At 68.9% G+C, this 16,802-nt stretch carries 18 protein-coding genes; 16 read left to right on the top strand and 2 right to left on the bottom strand.

Going from position 1 to position 16,802, the window contains the following annotated elements; genetic code table 11:
- Positions 1 to 4: 4 nt before the first annotated feature.
- The 12 genes from ACRX5W_RS14815 (at position 5) to ACRX5W_RS14760 (ending at position 10,286) form a co-directional block, all read left to right on the top strand.
- A complete protein-coding gene (locus ACRX5W_RS14815) occupies positions 5 to 1,312 on the top strand; it encodes an MraY family glycosyltransferase (protein WP_436788565.1) in 1,308 nt (435 codons plus the stop codon).
- Between the two features lie 154 nt (positions 1,313 to 1,466).
- Complete coding sequence (locus ACRX5W_RS14810; RefSeq protein ID WP_436788564.1) at positions 1,467 to 1,922, top strand: hypothetical protein; 456 nt, start codon at positions 1,467 to 1,469, stop codon at positions 1,920 to 1,922.
- A 100-nt stretch (positions 1,923 to 2,022) separates the two neighbouring features.
- Positions 2,023 to 2,268 carry an AtpZ/AtpI family protein gene (locus ACRX5W_RS14805; RefSeq protein ID WP_436788563.1) on the top strand — a complete coding sequence of 82 codons (246 nt, stop codon included), beginning with the start codon at positions 2,023 to 2,025 and terminating at the stop codon, positions 2,266 to 2,268.
- 87 nt (positions 2,269 to 2,355) lie between these two features.
- Complete coding sequence (atpB, locus tag ACRX5W_RS14800; protein ID WP_436788562.1) at positions 2,356 to 3,165, top strand: F0F1 ATP synthase subunit A; 810 nt, start codon at positions 2,356 to 2,358, stop codon at positions 3,163 to 3,165.
- Between the two features lie 75 nt (positions 3,166 to 3,240).
- Positions 3,241 to 3,465 carry an ATP synthase F0 subunit C gene (gene atpE / locus ACRX5W_RS14795; protein ID WP_345673097.1) on the top strand — a complete coding sequence of 75 codons (225 nt, stop codon included), beginning with the start codon at positions 3,241 to 3,243 and terminating at the stop codon, positions 3,463 to 3,465.
- Between the two features lie 29 nt (positions 3,466 to 3,494).
- Positions 3,495 to 4,049 (top strand): F0F1 ATP synthase subunit B, encoded by a 555-nt coding sequence (locus ACRX5W_RS14790; protein ID WP_436788561.1) that lies wholly within the window; start codon positions 3,495 to 3,497, stop codon positions 4,047 to 4,049.
- Positions 4,049 to 4,864, top strand: coding sequence for a F0F1 ATP synthase subunit delta (locus tag ACRX5W_RS14785; RefSeq protein WP_436788560.1), 816 nt, complete (start codon positions 4,049 to 4,051; stop codon positions 4,862 to 4,864). The genes ACRX5W_RS14790 and ACRX5W_RS14785 overlap by 1 nt, the downstream gene beginning before the upstream one ends.
- A gap of 106 nt (positions 4,865 to 4,970) precedes the next feature.
- A complete protein-coding gene (atpA, locus tag ACRX5W_RS14780) occupies positions 4,971 to 6,608 on the top strand; it encodes a F0F1 ATP synthase subunit alpha (RefSeq protein WP_436788559.1) in 1,638 nt (545 codons plus the stop codon).
- A gap of 19 nt (positions 6,609 to 6,627) precedes the next feature.
- Positions 6,628 to 7,536: a F0F1 ATP synthase subunit gamma gene (locus ACRX5W_RS14775; protein WP_436788558.1), complete on the top strand. Its 909-nt coding sequence runs from the start codon at positions 6,628 to 6,630 to the stop codon at positions 7,534 to 7,536.
- Positions 7,537 to 7,539: 3 nt separating this feature from the next.
- Positions 7,540 to 8,982, top strand: coding sequence for a F0F1 ATP synthase subunit beta (atpD, locus tag ACRX5W_RS14770; RefSeq protein ID WP_436788557.1), 1,443 nt, complete (start codon positions 7,540 to 7,542; stop codon positions 8,980 to 8,982).
- Positions 8,983 to 9,230: 248 nt separating this feature from the next.
- A complete protein-coding gene (locus ACRX5W_RS14765) occupies positions 9,231 to 9,611 on the top strand; it encodes a F0F1 ATP synthase subunit epsilon (RefSeq protein WP_231778403.1) in 381 nt (126 codons plus the stop codon).
- A 63-nt stretch (positions 9,612 to 9,674) separates the two neighbouring features.
- Positions 9,675 to 10,286 (top strand): DUF2550 domain-containing protein, encoded by a 612-nt coding sequence (locus tag ACRX5W_RS14760; RefSeq protein WP_436788556.1) that lies wholly within the window; start codon positions 9,675 to 9,677, stop codon positions 10,284 to 10,286.
- A 62-nt stretch (positions 10,287 to 10,348) separates the two neighbouring features.
- Here ACRX5W_RS14760 and ACRX5W_RS14755 read toward each other — a convergent pair whose 3' ends face one another.
- Positions 10,349 to 10,921 (bottom strand): cob(I)yrinic acid a,c-diamide adenosyltransferase, encoded by a 573-nt coding sequence (locus ACRX5W_RS14755; protein ID WP_436788555.1) that lies wholly within the window; start codon positions 10,919 to 10,921, stop codon positions 10,349 to 10,351.
- Between the two features lie 79 nt (positions 10,922 to 11,000).
- On the opposite strand from ACRX5W_RS14755, the gene murA reads away from it, so the two are divergent.
- Entirely contained in the window at positions 11,001 to 12,275 is a 1,275-nt protein-coding gene (murA, locus tag ACRX5W_RS14750; RefSeq protein ID WP_436788554.1) for a UDP-N-acetylglucosamine 1-carboxyvinyltransferase, read from the top strand.
- 26 nt (positions 12,276 to 12,301) lie between these two features.
- On the opposite strand, the gene ACRX5W_RS14745 is transcribed toward murA, so the two are convergent.
- A complete protein-coding gene (locus tag ACRX5W_RS14745) occupies positions 12,302 to 12,619 on the bottom strand; it encodes a hypothetical protein (protein WP_436788553.1) in 318 nt (105 codons plus the stop codon).
- Positions 12,620 to 12,777: 158 nt separating this feature from the next.
- Between ACRX5W_RS14745 and ACRX5W_RS14740 the strand changes: the two genes are divergently transcribed.
- The 3 genes from ACRX5W_RS14740 to ACRX5W_RS14730 all read left to right on the top strand — a co-directional run bounded on the left by ACRX5W_RS14740 (position 12,778) and on the right by ACRX5W_RS14730 (position 16,439).
- Positions 12,778 to 13,629, top strand: coding sequence for a 3-hydroxyacyl-CoA dehydrogenase family protein (locus ACRX5W_RS14740; RefSeq protein WP_436788622.1), 852 nt, complete (start codon positions 12,778 to 12,780; stop codon positions 13,627 to 13,629).
- Between the two features lie 228 nt (positions 13,630 to 13,857).
- Positions 13,858 to 14,163, top strand: a complete 306-nt coding sequence (locus ACRX5W_RS14735) for an STAS domain-containing protein (protein ID WP_436788552.1) — start codon at positions 13,858 to 13,860, stop codon at positions 14,161 to 14,163.
- Positions 14,164 to 14,459: 296 nt separating this feature from the next.
- Entirely contained in the window at positions 14,460 to 16,439 is a 1,980-nt protein-coding gene (locus ACRX5W_RS14730; protein ID WP_436788621.1) for a protein meaA, read from the top strand.
- Positions 16,440 to 16,802: the final 363 nt, after the last annotated feature.

Raw genomic sequence — 16,802 nt, 5'->3', positions numbered from 1 at the left:
AGTCTTGCGCGAGTACCTGTTGACGCTGTTCGTCTCCGCAGCCGTCACGTACCTGCTCACCGGCGCAGTCCGCCGCTTCGCGATCGCCGCGGGCGCGATGCCGGAGATCCGCGCGCGCGACGTGCACAAGGAGCCGACGCCGCGCCTCGGCGGCATGGCGATGTTCGGCGGTTTGTGCGCGGGGCTCCTGATCGCCCGTCATCTTCCGGGCATGGAAGTGGTGTTCACCGACTCCACGGACGTCCAGGCGCTGCTGTCGGGGTGCGCGCTGATCTGCCTGCTCGGGGTGATCGACGACAAGTGGGGCGTCGACGCGATCATCAAGCTGCTCGGCCAGGCCCTCGCCGCGGGGGTGATGGTGTGGCAGGGCATCGTCATCCTGTGGCTGCCCATCCCCGGCCAGGGGACGTACAGCCTCAGTCCCACGCAGGGCGCGATCCTGACCATCGCGGTCGTCGTCATCACCATCAACGCCGTCAACTTCGTCGACGGCCTCGACGGCCTCGCGGCGGGGATGGTGTGCATCGCGGGCCTGGCGTTCTTCGCGTACGCCTACCGGCTCTGGTTCGGGTACGGCATCGACGGCGCCGCCGCACCGACGATGTTCACGGCGCTGCTCATCGGCGTGTGCGCCGGTTTTCTTCCGCACAATCTGCATCCCGCGCGGATCTTCATGGGCGATTCCGGGTCGATGCTGATCGGCCTGATGCTCGCCGCCGCGGCGATCACGCTGACGGGCCGTCTGGATCCCGACGTGATCTCGGCGCAGAGCGGTTCGGAGACGTTCGCGACGCACAAGCTGGTCCCCGTCTACATCCCGCTCATCCTGCCGTTCGCGGTGCTGATCGTGCCGTTCATCGACCTGGTGATGGCGGTCACCCGCCGGGGGTGGGCGGGGCAGTCGCCGTTCGCGGCGGACAAGGGGCACCTGCACCACCGGCTGCTGGAGATCGGCCACTCGCACAGCCGGGCCGTGCTGATCATGTACTTCTGGTCGGGCCTGATCGCTTCGTTCACGGTGCTGATGTCGGTGACCCCGGGACGGCGCCCGATCGTGTACGCGGGCCTCGGTTTCATGGCGCTCGGTCTGATCGTTCTGCTGCTCCCGTGGTTCCGGCCGAACGCACCGCGCTGGCTGTACGCGGTCGTCCCGCCCCGATACCGTGGCCGGGGCCGCAATCGGGATGCCGAATCGGATCCGGAGGCGAGTCCCGAATCACACGATCCGGTAGAACACCCTTGGCACGACCGGGAATCCGGGACGCGGCCGGTGGCCGGCAGCGGATCTCGCGGACCCCGAGGACGGCTGTGAGCTTGAGCACAGGAACTGAGTAAAGCTCTGCTCAAATAGTTTGTGATACCGTTCACGAACCAGGACCAATGGTCCGATGCGCCCTCGCGAATCCGCCAAACGGGTTACGGGGCCGGAGCGCGGAGTCCGCGCGGAGTCCGGGAGTGTCGACCGCATGCCGTCCTGGTCCGCCCCCGCACCCCCGACTCTTGCCGGAGACACCGACATGCAGGCCAATGACGCACGGCTGCTGCGCGGCTCTGCCGTTCCCACGGCCGCCGTCGCGATCGTCGCGATGATCGTGGGCACGGTGGTCGCCGGTTCCAAGGGCTTGATCGGCGCGGCTTTCGCCTCCGTCGTGGTGCTCGCGTTCTTCTCGCTGGGCCAGATCGCCATCGGCAAAATCACCAACGGCAACCCGTTCATGATCATGAACATGGCCATGCTGACCTACCTTGTCCAGGTAGGTGCCGTGGCCATCCTGCTGTTCGCCTTCGCCGACGCCACCTGGTTCGACACCAAGGTGTTCGCCATCGTCATCCTCGCCGCGACCCTCGTCTGGATCGCCGCGCAGGTCCGCGTGTTCAGCAAGCTGAAGATCGCGTACGTCGAACCGGACGGGAAACGATGACGGATGAGACGCCTTTCGCGCCCCGCATCCGCCGACGGCCCGAAGATCGACGGACCGCGTGCACTGACTCCGCGGGGCTCCTGCTATCGTCCGGTGCGTCATGAGCAAGAGTGGACGCCGAAGCGGCCCGGAAAGTTCCCACAACGGGGATTCGCAGGGCAACAATTTGGCCGACGCCACATGGGCGAGCATCAGCTACATCCTCGGCGGCATGGCCGTGTACGGGGGACTGGGCTGGCTGATCGACCGGTGGACGGGACATTCCGCGCTCTTCCTGCCGATCGGTGTGATCGTCGGGGTCGCTCTGGCCCTGGTTCTTGTGTATGTCCGCCACGGCAGGTCCTGACCGGGCCCTGCTGCGTGCCGCTCCGCGGTCCTGTGCCGCGCCGACACACTGAGGTTGCCGTAAAGATGCTTCACGACGAAGGAGTCGATGGTGGCTGCTGACGTCCAGCTCGCCAGTAGCTGTCACCTGTTTGACGCTGGCTGCGGCTTCCCCTCGCCCGGGCTGAACATCTACGAGTTCAAGCCGATCTTCTCGATCGGGGCGTTCGACTTCACCAAGCCGATGCTGCTGGCACTGATCTCGATGCTCATCGTGATCGTGTTCTTCTGGAGTGCGTTCTCGCGCCCGAAGCTGGTGCCGCGCGGTGTGCAGAACGTCGGCGAACTGGGCTACCTGTTCGTCCGCGACCAGATCTCCCGCGAGACGATCGGCAAGAAGGGCGACCACTTCGTCCCCTTCCTGGTCTCGATCTTCTTCTTCGTGTGGATCATGAACGTGATGTCGATCATCCCGTTCGCGCAGTTCCCGGTGACGTCGCGGATCGCCTTCCCGGCCTCGATCGTCGGCATGGTCTGGCTCACCTACCTCTACCTGGGCATCAAGCACCAGGGCCTGGTGGGCTACTTCAAGAACATGATGTTCCCGCCCGGTCTGCCGAAGTGGATCTACGTACTCCTGGCGCCGATCGAGTTCGTCTCGAACATCATCGTGCGGCCGTTCACGCTGGCCGTCCGACTCTTCGCCAACATGTTCGCCGGCCACATGCTGATCGTGACCTTCAGCGTCGCGGCCTGGTACCTGCTCGGCTTCCACATCGGGGCCCTGTACTCCGCGACCTCGTTCATCGTGGTCGTGATCATGGTGGCCTTCGAGCTGATGATCCAGGCGCTTCAGGCGTACATCATCACGCTGCTGACCGCCTCGTACATCTCCAGCTCGCTCGAAGCCGAGCACTGAGAGACACCAGACCAACTCCTCCTCGACCGTCGTCCGGTGGAAAGTCCACCGGCCTCGAATAAAGGAAAAGCCCCAATGCTTCTCGCTGAAGTTACCGGCAGCCTCGGTTCCATCGGTTACGGCCTCGCGGCGATCGGCCCCGGCGTCGGCATCGGCATCATCTTCGGTAACGGTGTCCAGGCGATGGCCCGCCAGCCCGAGGCGACCGGCCTCATCCGCCAGAACATGCTGCTCGGCTTCGCGCTCGCCGAGGCGCTCGCCCTCATCGGCGTCGTCATGCCGTTCGTCTTCGGTAAGTGACGTCTCACTTCCCATCGGAGGTTCCCACCGTGATTTACATCGCCAGCGGCGAAGAGGAGATGAACCCTCTTCTCCCGCCGCTCGACGAGATCATCATCGGTGGCGTGGCGTTCCTCATCGTCTTCTTCTTCCTCGGCAAGATCCTCCTGCCGAAGATCCAGAAGACGCTGGCGGACCGTACGGACGCCATCGAGGGCGGCCTCGCGCGTGCCGAGGAGGCCCAGGCCGAGGCCCAGGCCGAGCTTGAGCGGTACCGCGCCCAGCTCATCGAGGCGCGTCGTGAGGCCGGCCGCCTGACCGAGGACGCCCGTGAGCAGGGTGCCGCCGCGCTCGCCGAGATGCGCTCGGAAGGCGCGCGCATCAAGGACGAGATCATCGCGTCGGGCCACGCTCAGATCGAGGCCGACCGCAAGCAGGCCACCACCGTGCTGCGGCAGGACATCGGCAAGCTGGCCACCGAGCTGGCGAGCCGGATCGTCGGCGAATCGCTTGAGGACGAGGCGCGCCAGCGCCGCGTCGTCGACCGCTTCCTCGACGAACTCGAGGCGAAGGCCGCTGCCCAGACCTCCGAGCAGGTGCGCTGATGCAGGGCGCCAGCCGGGAGTCCATGGCCGCCGCGCGCGAGCGCCTCGACGCGCTCGCGCAGTCGACGGGTGCCGACATGCCGGCGCTCGCCGAGGACCTGCACGCCGTCGTGCTGCTGCTCGACCGCACGGTGGTGCTGCGCCGGGTCTTCACCGACCCGGCGCGGAGCGGGGAGTCGCGGGCCGCGTTCCTGGCCCAGCTCCTCGGCGGCCAGATCGGCGGCGACGCCGCCGATCTGCTCGGCGGTCTGGTACGCGCGCGCTGGTCGCAGCCGCGCGACCTGGTCGACGCGATCGACGAACTGTCGGTCGAGGCAGAGCTCATCGGGGCGGACCGCGAAGGTTCCCTCGACGACCTCGAAGACGAGCTGTTCCGATTCGGCCGCATCGTGGCCGGACAGCGCGAGCTGCGGTCCACGCTCACCGACCCGTCCGTCCCGGACAGTCGCAAGGCCGAGCTGGTCTCGGGTCTGCTGGACGGCCGGGTGCGCCCGGTCACCCTGCGCCTGGTGACCCGCCTGGTCGCACACCCGCGAAGCCGTAGCCTTGAGGCGGGCCTTGAGGCGTACGCCCGGCTCGCCGCCGAGCGTCGGCGCCGCGTGGTCGCCCTGGTCACGGTGGCCCTGCCCCTCACCGAGGAGCAGAACACCCGTCTGGCGGCGGCCCTCGGCCGGATCTACGGCCGGCCGGTGCACCTCAACGTCGAGATCGACGAACAGGTGATCGGGGGCGTCCGAGTGCAGATCGGTGACGACGTCATCGACGGCACCGTGGCCACCCGCCTCGACGAGGCCGGGCGGCGACTGGTCCGTTGACCCCTGCGGTCGACGAGCAGCGAACAAGACAGCAGCACGCGGTTCCGAGATCGCCGTCACCGACGGCGGACCGTAACCCCACCACCTAGGAGAGCAGGGACACCAGATGGCGGAGCTCACGATCCGGCCGGAGGAGATCCGGGACGCGCTGGAGCGCTTCGTCGACTCGTACGAGCCGGACGCGGCCTCGCGCGAGGAAATCGGCACGGTCAGCGAGTGCATGGACGGCATCGCCAAGGTCGAGGGCCTGCCCTCGGTCATGGCCAACGAACTCCTCAAGTTCGAGGACGGCACCCTCGGCCTCGCGCTGAACCTCGACGTCCGCGAGATCGGTGTCGTCATCCTCGGTGACTTCAGCGCGATCGAAGAGGGCCAGACGGTCCGCCGCACCGGCGAGGTCCTGTCGGTGCCGGTCGGCGACAACTACCTCGGCCGCGTGGTCGACCCCCTCGGCAACCCGATCGACGGCAAGGGCGAGATCGAGAGCGAGGGCCGCCGCGCCCTCGAACTCCAGGCCCCCGGCGTCATGATGCGCAAGTCGGTCCACGAGCCGCTGCAGACCGGCATCAAGGCCATCGACTCGATGACCCCGATCGGCCGCGGCCAGCGCCAGCTCATCATCGGCGACCGCCAGACCGGCAAGACCGCGGTCTGCGTCGACACGATCATCAACCAGCGGGACAACTGGAAGTCCGGCGACCCGAAGAAGCAGGTCCGCTGCATCTACGTCGCCATCGGCCAGAAGGGCTCGACGATCGCCGGCGTGCGGCGCTCGCTCGAAGAGGCCGGCGCGATGGAGTACACCACCATCGTCGCCGCCCCGGCGTCCGACCCGGCGGGCTTCAAGTACCTTGCCCCGTACACCGGTTCGGCCATCGGCCAGCACTGGATGTACGCCGGCAAGCACGTCCTGATCATCTTCGACGACCTGACCAAGCAGGCCGAGGCGTACCGCGCCGTGTCCCTGCTGCTGCGTCGCCCGCCGGGCCGCGAGGCCTACCCGGGTGACGTCTTCTACCTGCACTCCCGCCTTCTGGAGCGCTGCGCCAAGCTGTCCGACGAGCTGGGCGCGGGCTCGATGACCGGTCTGCCGATCATCGAGACCAAGGCGAACGACGTCTCGGCGTACATTCCGACGAACGTCATCTCCATCACCGACGGCCAGTGCTTCCTGGAGTCGGACCTGTTCAACCAGGGTGTCCGCCCGGCGGTCAACGTCGGTATCTCGGTCTCCCGCGTGGGTGGCTCGGCCCAGACCAAGGCCATGAAGTCGGTCTCCGGCCAGCTCCGTCTGACGCTCGCCCAGTACCGCGAGCTGGAGGCGTTCGCCGCCTTCGGCTCCGACCTGGACGCCACGTCGAAGTCCGCGCTCGAGCGCGGTGCCCGCATGGTCGAGCTGCTCAAGCAGGGCCAGTACACGCCGTTCCCGATGGAGGAGCAGGTCGTCTCCATCTGGGCCGGCACCACCGGCCGCCTCGACGATGTCCCGGTCGAGGAGATCCGGCGCTTCGAGCGTGAGTTCCTGGAGAACCTGCGCATCTCGCGCAAGGAGATCCTGACCACCATCGCGGAGACCGGCAAGCTTGAGGACTCCACGATCGAGTCGATGATCGACGCCCTCACCGCGTTCAAGCAGACGTACACCAAGCTCGACGGCGCTCCGCTGGTCGAGGCGGTGGAGCCGCTGAGCAAGGACGAGGTCGGCCAGGAGACCATCACGCGCCACGTCAAGTCCGGCAACTGAGAACGGAGAGTCCTGACCCATGGGAGCCCAGCTTCGGGTCTACCGGCGTCGGATCCGTTCCGTGTCGGCGACCAAGAAGATCACGCGCGCCCAGGAGCTCATCGCGGCGTCGCGGATCGTCAAGGCGCAGCAGCGCGTCGCGGCGGCCAAGCCGTACGCCGACGAGCTGACCCGTGCCGTCTCCGCGGTCGCCACCTTCTCCAACGCGAAGCACCCGCTGACCGAGGTGAAGCCGGGCGCGACGCGTGCGGCGGTGCTCCTGGTCACCAGCGACCGCGGCTTCGCGGGCGCGTACAACTCCAGCGCCATCAAGGCCGCGGAGCAGCTCATCGAGCTGCTGCGCGGTGAGGGCAAGGACGTGGAGCGGTACGTCATCGGTGCCAAGGGCATCGGTTACAACCGGTTCCGCAACCGCGCCCTCGCGGGCGAGTGGAGCGGGTTCTCCGACAACCCGGAGTACTCCGACGCGAAGAAGGTGGCCGGCGCGCTGATCGACGCGTTCGTCACGCCGACCGAGGAGGGCGGTGTGGACGAGATCCACATCGTCAGCACCGAGTTCGAGTCCATGCTCACGCAGACCTCGGTCGCGAAGCGGATCCTGCCGCTGGTGGTCGAGGAATCGTACGAGGAGCCGGCCGGCGGCGCGTTCCCGCTCTACGAGTTCGAGCCCTCGGCCGACGGCGTGCTCGACGCGCTGCTGCCGCGGTACGTCGAAAGCCGCATCTACAACGCCCTGCTCCAGTCCGCGGCCTCCGAGCACGCGGCCCGGCGCAAGGCGATGAAGTCGGCGACCGAGAACGCCGAAGAGCTCATCCTCACGTTGACGCGGCTTGCCAACAACGCCCGCCAGGCGGAGATCACCAACGAAATCAGCGAGATCGTCGGCGGCGCGGACGCCCTGGCCGACGCGAACGCGGGGAGTGAATAGAAAATGTCTGCCACTGCAACGACGGCCCTGGCCACGGGCCGTGTCGCCCGGGTCATCGGCCCGGTCGTCGACGTGGAGTTCCCCGTCGACGCGATGCCCGAGATGTACAACGCGCTCCACGTCGAGGTCGACCTCGGTGAGCAGGGCGAGGGTGCCAAGACCCTCACCCTGGAGGTCTCGCAGCACCTGCCCGACGGCCTCGTGCGGGCGATCTCGATGCAGCCGACCGACGGCCTGGTCCGCGGCTCGGTGGTCACCAACACCGGCTCGGCCATCTCCGTACCGGTCGGCGACGGCACCAAGGGCGTGGTCTTCAACGCCCTCGGCGAGCCGCTGAACGTGCCGAAGTCGGAGTTCACGGTCACCGAGCGCTGGCCGATCCACCGCAAGGCGCCGGCGTTCGACCAGCTCGACTCGAAGACCGAGATGTTCGAGACGGGCATCAAGGTCATCGACCTGCTGACCCCGTACGTCAAGGGCGGCAAGATCGGCCTCTTCGGTGGTGCGGGCGTCGGCAAGACGGTCCTCATCCAGGAGATGATCGTCCGTGTCGCGCGCAACCACGAGGGTGTGTCGGTGTTCGCGGGCGTCGGTGAGCGCACCCGTGAGGGCAACGACCTCATCGACGAAATGCGCGAGTCGGACGTTCTCGACAAGACCGCGCTGGTCTTCGGCCAGATGGACGAGCCGCCCGGCACCCGTCTGCGGGTCGCCCTGTCGGGTCTGACGATGGCGGAGTACTTCCGCGACGTGCAGAAGCAGGACGTGCTTCTGTTCATCGACAACATCTTCCGCTTCACGCAGGCCGGTTCCGAGGTCTCCACGCTGCTCGGCCGCATGCCCTCCGCGGTGGGCTACCAGCCGACGCTGGCCGACGAGATGGGTGTGCTCCAGGAGCGCATCACCTCGACCCGCGGTCACTCGATCACCTCGATGCAGGCGATCTACGTCCCCGCGGACGACCTGACCGACCCGGCCCCGGCGACGACGTTCGCGCACCTCGACGCCACGACGGTGCTCTCGCGTCCGATCTCGGAGCTCGGCATCTACCCCGCGGTCGACCCGCTGGACTCGACGTCCCGCATCCTCGACCCGCGGTACATCTCGCAGGACCACTACGACTGCGCGATGCGCGTCAAGAACATCCTGCAGAAGTACAAGGACCTCCAGGACATCATCGCGATCCTCGGTATGGACGAACTGTCCGAAGAGGACAAGCTCGTCGTGCAGCGGGCGCGCCGCATCCAGCGGTTCCTGTCGCAGAACACCCACGTCGCCAAGCAGTTCACCGGTCTCGACGGATCGGACGTGCCGCTGTCGGAGACGATCGAGGCGTTCAACGCGATCGCCGACGGCAAGTACGACCATGCTCCCGAGCAGGCGTTCTTCATGCTCGGCGGGCTGGACGACCTGGAGAAGAAGATCTCCGAGCTCGCCAAGGGCTGAGTTCGGGGGCGTGCACTGCGAGGGGCGGTCCGGTGCGGGCCGTCCCTCGCACACCTCGCACCGGTCGCATGCACGTACACACGTACGGTGTGCACACGTCCGGCGCTGTCCGCTCGGCGCCGGTCCGTGGTCCCGGTTGGAACCGGAGTCCGCGGGACCGATATTCTTGAACGCATCCCGTGCCGGAGAACCGGTCCGCGGGACACGGCCGGGCGCTCGGCGTCCGCCGTACGACCTGAGGAGCCACGTTGGCTGAGCTGCACGTCGAGCTGGTCGCGGCCGACCGCAAGGTGTGGTCCGGCGAGGCCACCATCGTGGTCGCGCGCACCACCGACGGCGACACCGGTATCCAGCCCGGGCACACCCCGGTCCTCGGGGTGCTCGAATCCGGCCCGGTGACGATCCGTCAGGCGGACGGCACGACCATAGTCGCCGCCGTGCACGGCGGTTTCGTCTCATTTGCGAACAACGAGCTGTCGCTGCTCGCCGAGATCGTCGAACTCGCCGACGAGATCGACGTCGCCCGTGCCCAGCGCGCGCTTGAGCGCGCCGGACACGAGAAGGACGTCGCCGCTGAGCGCCGCGCCGACACGCGTCTGCGCGCGGCGGGCGTCGGCGTCGGACACTGACGCTGATCCACCGGGACCGGCGGTCGGGCCGGGACGCGGACTGACACGAGGAGGTCGGACGAGATGGTCCTCGTGGTGGTCCTCGTGGTCGTGGGCGTGATCGCCCTGGCCGCAGCCTTGGTCGGCGTGTTCGCCGCCCGCCGCCGTTTCATTCAACGTCCGGGCGGGACCTTCGACTGTTCGTTGCGTCGGCTGCCCGATGTACCGGCCGCCTCCTCGCCAGGGGAGGCGGAGCATGCCGCGGCGTCGTCCGGGAGTTCGGTCCCGGAGGGCGCCGCGTCTGATTCCCGGCCTTCCGGATCCCACGACGCCGCGAAGGGCCCGGGGGACGAGCCCGCCGACGACAACGCCGCCTCGCCGGTCCCGACACCGGTCGACCACGGCAAGGGCTGGGTCTTCGGCATCGCCCGCTACAGCGGCGACCGCATCGAATGGTTCCGCGTCTTCTCGTACGCCACCCGCCCCCGCCGCGTGCTGAACCGCCACGACATCGTGGTCGTCGAGCGCCGGCTGCCGGTCGGCCACGAGGAGCTGGCGCTGCTCGCGGGCGCTGTGGTGCTGGTGTGCAGCCACGACGGCGAACCGCTCGAACTCGCCATGAGTGAGGACGCGTTGACCGGATTCCTGGCCTGGCTGGAGGCCGCCCCGCCGGGGCAGCGCGTCAACGTGGCCTGATCCCCGGGCCGGATACACCGAGGGCGGCCCGTGGGCCGCCCTTCCGCGTGCTCCCCGGACCGCTACCGATTGGCGCCCGGGACCCACAGCACGTCGCCCTGCTCGCGGTTGGCGTGGCGGGCGAGGATGAACAGCAGGTCCGACAGCCGGTTCAGGTACTTCGCGGTCAGCGGGTTCATCGCGTCGCCGTGTTCCTCCAGCGCCGCCCACGTGCTGCGTTCCGCGCGGCGGGCGACCGTACGGGCCTGGTGCAGCAGCGCGGCGCCGGGCGTGCCTCCGTTGAGGATGAAGCTGCGCAGCTTGGGCAGCGCCTCGTTGAAGGTGTCGCACGCGGACTCCAGGGCGTCGACATACGACTGCTCCACGCGCAGCGGCGGGAACTGCGGATCGGCGACGACCGGCGTGCACAGGTCGGCGCCGACGTCGAACAGGTCGTTCTGAATGCGCGTCAGCAGAGCCGCGACATCCTCTTCCAGACCGCCGAGCGCGAGCGCCACCCCGATGACCGAATTCGTCTCGTCGACGTCCGCATACGCGACCAGGCGCGGGTCGTTCTTCGAGGTGCGGCTCATGTCGCCGAGCGCCGTCGTGCCGTCGTCGCCGGTGCGCGTGTAAATGCGTGTCAGGTTGACCATGTCTCCAAACCTACGCGGGTGTGTCACCGCGGTGCGACACGTGTTCGGTGGTGCTGCTGTGAGCCCATACGATGCCGGGATGGACAGGTTCCGGGTGACCGGTGGGGCTCGCCTCGCCGGCGAGGTGCGTATCACGGGCGCGAAGAACAGCGCCCTCAAGCTCATGGCCGCCGCGCTGCTCGCGGAGGGGGTGACGGTCCTGGAGGAGGTCCCCCGGATTCTCGACGTGCAGATCATGAGCGAACTGCTGCGCCGCCTCGGCTGCGTGGTCGGGGGCGAGAAGACCGGCACCGTCTCGATCGACGTCCCCGCCTCGCCCGGGCACGAGGCCGACTACGACCTGGTGCGCAGCATGCGTGCGTCGATCTGTGTGCTCGGCCCGCTGCTGGCCCGCTGCGGCGAGGTGCACGTCGCGTTCCCCGGCGGCGACGCCATCGGTTCGCGCGGCCTCGACATGCACATCGACGGGCTGGTGAAGCTGGGCGCGACGGTTGAGAACGAGCACGGGTTCCTCATCGCGAAGGCGCCGCAGGGGCTGTTCGGGACGTCGGTGTGGCTGGACTTCCCGAGTGTGGGGGCGACGGAGAACATCCTCATGGCGGCGGTGCTCGCCAAGGGCACGACGGTGATCGACAACGCGGCGCGGGAGCCGGAAATCGTCGACATCTGCGACATGTTGAGCGAGATGGGCGCCAAGATCGACGGCGCGGGCACGTCGACGATCGAGATCCACGGTGTCGAAGGGCTGAGCCCGGTGACCCACCGGACCGTTCCGGACCGCATCGTGGCCGGCACGTTCGCGGTCGCGGCGGCGGTGACGCAGGGGGACGTGACGGTGCGCAACGCGCACTCCGCGCACCTGGAGATCGCGCTCGACAAGCTCACCGCGTCGGGGGCGTCGGTGTCCACGACGGAGGACGGGTTCCGGGTGGTGATGGATCGCCGGCCGGGTGCGGTGGACGTCGTGACGCTGCCGTATCCGGGGTTCGCGACCGACATGCAGCCGCAGTTCGCGGTGCTCAACGCCGTCTCGACCGGGCACGCGATGATCACCGAGAACATCTTCGAGGCGCGCTTCGTGTTCCTTCAGGAGCTGCTGCGACTGGGGGCGTCGATCCGTACGGACGGCCACCACGCGATCGTGCGCGGCGTCGAACGGCTGTCGGGTGCCCCGGTGCTCGCGACCGACGTGCGCGCGGGGGCCGGGCTTGTCCTCGCCGGCCTGGTCGCGAACGGCGAGACGCTGGTGAGCGGGGTGCACCACATCGACCGCGGCTACGACGACCTGGTCAACCAACTCACCGGGCTGGGCGGTGGCATCACCCGCGAACCGGAGCCCGAGACGCGGTTCTGAGCCGAGCCGGCGGTGGGGGCGGCCGGTCAGTCGGAGTGCCGGGCGAGGGCGAGCCGGGCGGCTTCCTCGTCCGGCGGCCACACCATGACGCGCGGGCCGTCCGTGGTCTCGACGAGTGTGCAGCGGATGCCGTCCGCGGTCAGGACGCCGCACAGGCGGCGGCCGTGATCGGGGTCGGCGGGGGCGGCGACCACCACCAGCAGGCCGTAGTCGTCGGGGGTGCCCCGGCGCGGAGCGCGCGTGACGAGCGAGTGGCCGCGGCTGAAGGTCCAGCGCAGGAGCAGCGCCAAGAGTGCGACGACGCCGAAACCGATCAGCGGCGTGAGCAGGTACGTACTGTCCATGGCGCCTCTCTCCCGGACCCCCTACCAGGGTGCCGCACGGGGCCTGGGAGGGACAGCGAGGGACCTGCGGCGGACGCCGATCGGGTGGCCGTTACTCTCCCCGAGGAGGAATCGCCCGCGCGAGTGCGCACGATCGCATGCACGAAGAGAGGTTCGACGTGACGAAGAAGATCGCCGTTATCGGCGCCGGGCTCATGGGCGCCGGGATCGCCCAGGTTTCCGCACAGCACGGTTACGAGGTCGTCCTGCGCGACGTCACCGAGGCCGCCCTGGACCGGGCCCGGAGCGGTATCGCCGCGTCGTACGACAAGTTCGTCGCCAAGGGGAAGCTGTCGGCCGAGGACGCCGAGGCCGCTCTCGCGCGCCTGACGACCACCACCGACCTGGATGCGGCCGGTGACGCGGACCTCCTCGTCGAAGCGGTGTTCGAGAAGATCGAGGTCAAGCAGGAGGTCTTCCGCGAGCTCGACCGCATCGCCAAGGACGGCGCGGTGCTTGCCTCGAACACCTCGGCGCTGCCGATCACGCAGATCGCCGCCGTCACCGGCCGTCCCGAGGCCGTGGTCGGCACGCACTTCTTCTCGCCCGTGCCGCTGATGCAGCTCTGCGAACTCGTGCGCGGCTACAAGACGTCGGATGAGACGCTGGCCGTCGCGCGGGCGTTCGCCGAGGGCGTCGGCAAGACCTGCATCGTGGTGAACCGCGACATCGCCGGCTTCGTCACCACGCGCCTGATCGCCGCGCTCACCACCGAGGCCGTCCGGCTCTACGAGTCGGGGGTGGCGACCGCCGAGGACATCGACACCGCGTGCAAGCTCGGCTTCAGCCACGCGATGGGCCCGCTGGCCACGATCGACCTGACCGGCGTCGACATCATGCGCAACGCCTCGGCCAACATCTACGAGTCGACCAAGGACGAGAAGTTCGCCCCGCCGGAGCTGCTGGACCGCATGGTCACCGCGGGCGACCTGGGCCGGAAGAGCGGCAAGGGCTTCTACTCGTACGAGTGACCGCGCGGCGGTGCGGGACGGGCGCGGTCGGCCGGTGCTCCGGTGAGCGTGACGGATGAGACGTACGCGACACGCCGGTCAGGGCGGGTCCGGGAATGATCCCGGGCTCGCCTTTGTCGCTTGAATGGGTGAAGTTCCTCAAGGAATCGGAGCCAAGGCCGATTCCGGTGTTCTGATGAGACGCACCCGCGCATCAGAGCCGGACACTCCCCGACCGGAGGAGGCGACATGCACATCTGGGGCGACACCGATGAGCTGCATCTGAGCGGCCCGCTCGACGTCCACTCCGCCGCCGATGTGCGGTCGCGTGTGCACGAGGCGATCGACCGCGGCGAGGGCGATTTCGTCCTCGACGTCTCCGGGGTGGATTCCCTCGACGCCACCGGTCTCGGCCTCCTGGTCGCCATACACCGCCGTGCCGGCCGGCGCGAGCGCCGCTTCATCCTGCGCGGCGTCACGCCGGCGGTCCACCGCGTCCTCGTCATCACCCGGCTGCACCGCATCCTCATCCTGGAGGGCGCCGTCGCGGCCTGAGGCCCCCTATCCGGAACAAATAGGGCGAGCCGGGACGGCCCGAGGGCCGATCGCGGGCCTTTTGTTCCGTTGATCTCGGTCACGCGCGCTGCCAAGACGCATTACCCGTCAGTACACTCCGGGGTAAGCAGGGCCGCGCCGGTGCGGCGTGCGCCGGACCCCGTCGATGAGGAACCGAGGGCCGGCAGCCGTCGCCGCCGAGCGGGCCCGGAACCCTCCCGGAGGTCCCCGTGGCGAGCCAGACGCCCTCAGCTCAGCCCTCACCCGATCGGCCGCAGCGTGACCGCCCGTGGGTCATGCGCACGTACGCCGGCCACTCCTCGGCCAAGGAGTCCAACGCCCTCTACCGGCGCAACCTGGCCAAGGGCCAGACCGGTCTGTCGGTCGCCTTCGACCTGCCGACGCAGACCGGCTACGACCCCGACCACGAGCTGGCGCGCGGCGAGGTGGGGAAGGTCGGCGTGCCGGTCTCGCACATCGGCGACATGCGCCAACTGTTCGACGGCATCCCGCTCGACGGGATGAACACGTCGATGACCATCAACGCGACCGCGCTGTGGATGCTCGCGCTCTACCAGGTCGCCGCCGAGGAGCAGGGCGCGGACATCGCGAAGCTCGCCGGCACCACGCAGAACGACATCATCAAGGAGTACCTGTCGCGGGGGACGTACGTCTTTCCGCCGGGGCCGTCGCTCAAGCTGATCACCGACACGGTCGCGTACACCGTCTCGAACATCCCCAAGTGGAACCCGATAAACATCTGCAGCTACCACCTGCAGGAGGCCGGGGCCACGCCCGTCCAGGAGATCGCGTACGCCCTGTGCACCGCGATCGCCGTGCTGGACGCCGTGCGCGACAGCGGGCAGGTGCCCCAGGAGCGCATGGGCGACGTGGTGGCGCGCATCTCCTTCTTCGTGAACGCCGGCGTGCGGTTCGTCGAGGAGATGTGCAAGATGCGGGCGTTCGTCCAGCTCTGGGACGAGATCACGCGCGAGCGCTACGGTGTCGAGGACCCCAAGCACCGCCGCTTCCGCTACGGCGTGCAGGTCAACTCCCTGGGTTTGACCGAGGCGCAGCCGGAGAACAACGTCCAGCGCATCGTGCTGGAGATGCTCGCGGTGACACTGTCGAAGGACGCCCGCGCGCGGGCGGTGCAGTTGCCGGCCTGGAACGAGGCGCTCGGCCTGCCGCGGCCGTGGGACCAGCAGTGGTCGCTGCGCATCCAGCAGGTGCTCGCCTACGAGTCGGACCTGCTGGAGTACGACGACATCTTCACCGGCTCGAAGGTCGTCGAGCGCAAGGTCGGCGAGCTGATCGTCGGCGCGAAGGAGGAGATCGACCGCGTCCAGGCGATGGGCGGCGCGGTCGCGGCGATCGAGTCCGGCTACATGAAGTCGCAGCTCGTCGCCTCCCACGCGGCGCGCCGGGCCCGCATCGAGGCGGGCGACGAAATCGTCGTGGGCGTCAACAAGTTCGACACGACCGAGCCGAACCCCCTGACCGCGGACCTGGACACGGCGATCCAGACCGTCGACCCGGCCGTCGAATCGGCCGCGGCGGAGGCGGTGCGCGCGTGGCGTGCGCAGCGCGACCAATCGGCCGCGGACGCGGCACTCGACCGGCTGCGGGTGGACGCGCGTGCCTGGAAGGCGACGGGCACGAACGCCGCCGTGAACCTCATGCCCGCCACGCTTGAGTGCGTGCGCGCCGGCGTCACGACGGGCGAGTGGGCGGGCGCGCTGCGCGAGGAGTTCGGCGAATACCGGGCGCCGACGGGCGTGTCCGGCGTCGTCGGGGTCCAGGAGGGTGGTGCCGAACTCACCGCGGTCCGCGAGGCCGTGCGTGCGACGGGCGAGGAACTGGGCGGCCGGCTGCGGCTGTTGGTCGGCAAGCCGGGCCTGGACGGGCACTCCAACGGCGCCGAGCAGATCGCCGTGCGGGCGCGCGATGTCGGCTTCGAGGTCGTCTACCAGGGCATCCGCCTCACCCCGGCGCAGATCGTGGCGGCGGCAGTTGAGGAGGACGTGCACTGCATCGGGCTGTCGATCCTCTCCGGCTCGCACCTGGAGCTGATCCCCGACGTGTTGGAGCGCATGCGCGCGGCCGGCCTGGACGATGTCCCGGTCGTCGTCGGCGGGATCATCCCGTCGGCGGACGAACAGGCGTTGCTGGCACAGGGCGTCGCGGCGGTGTTCACGCCCAAGGACTTCGGCATCACGGAGATCATGGAGCGGATCGTGGCGGAGATCCGCAAGGCGAACGGGCTGGAAGCGTAAGCCGGTTCGGCTTCGCCGTGGCAGGCCCGGCGTCGACCGTACCGTCGCGGCGGCGGTGACGCTCGCCGACGGATCCCTTGCCGACGTTCCCGGCGGCCGGTGGCCACCCTGCGCGGGTGGCCACCGGCTTCTGCTTTGTCACCGTCGTCATGCCGACGGTCGGGTACCGTGCGCCCCGGGCTTTCCGCCGCGCGTTTTCCCGCGATGTGGAGAGTAGGCGAAGGTTTCGCGGTGTGCGACGCCGCAGCGTGACGCCGGTGGCACGCTGGGGAACATCGGTCGGGCGCTGGCGGGCAGACGGGCGGGGCGGCACACTGATGATCCACATTCGGCCGTACCGGAGAGTGCGGATCCGTTGACCGT

This window comes from Yinghuangia sp. YIM S10712 (assembly GCF_051388935.1).
GTDB lineage: Bacteria > Actinomycetota > Actinomycetes > Streptomycetales > Streptomycetaceae > Yinghuangia.
The sequence above is the reverse complement of the archived record's forward strand: the minus strand, read 5'-3'. Positions and strand labels throughout refer to the sequence as shown.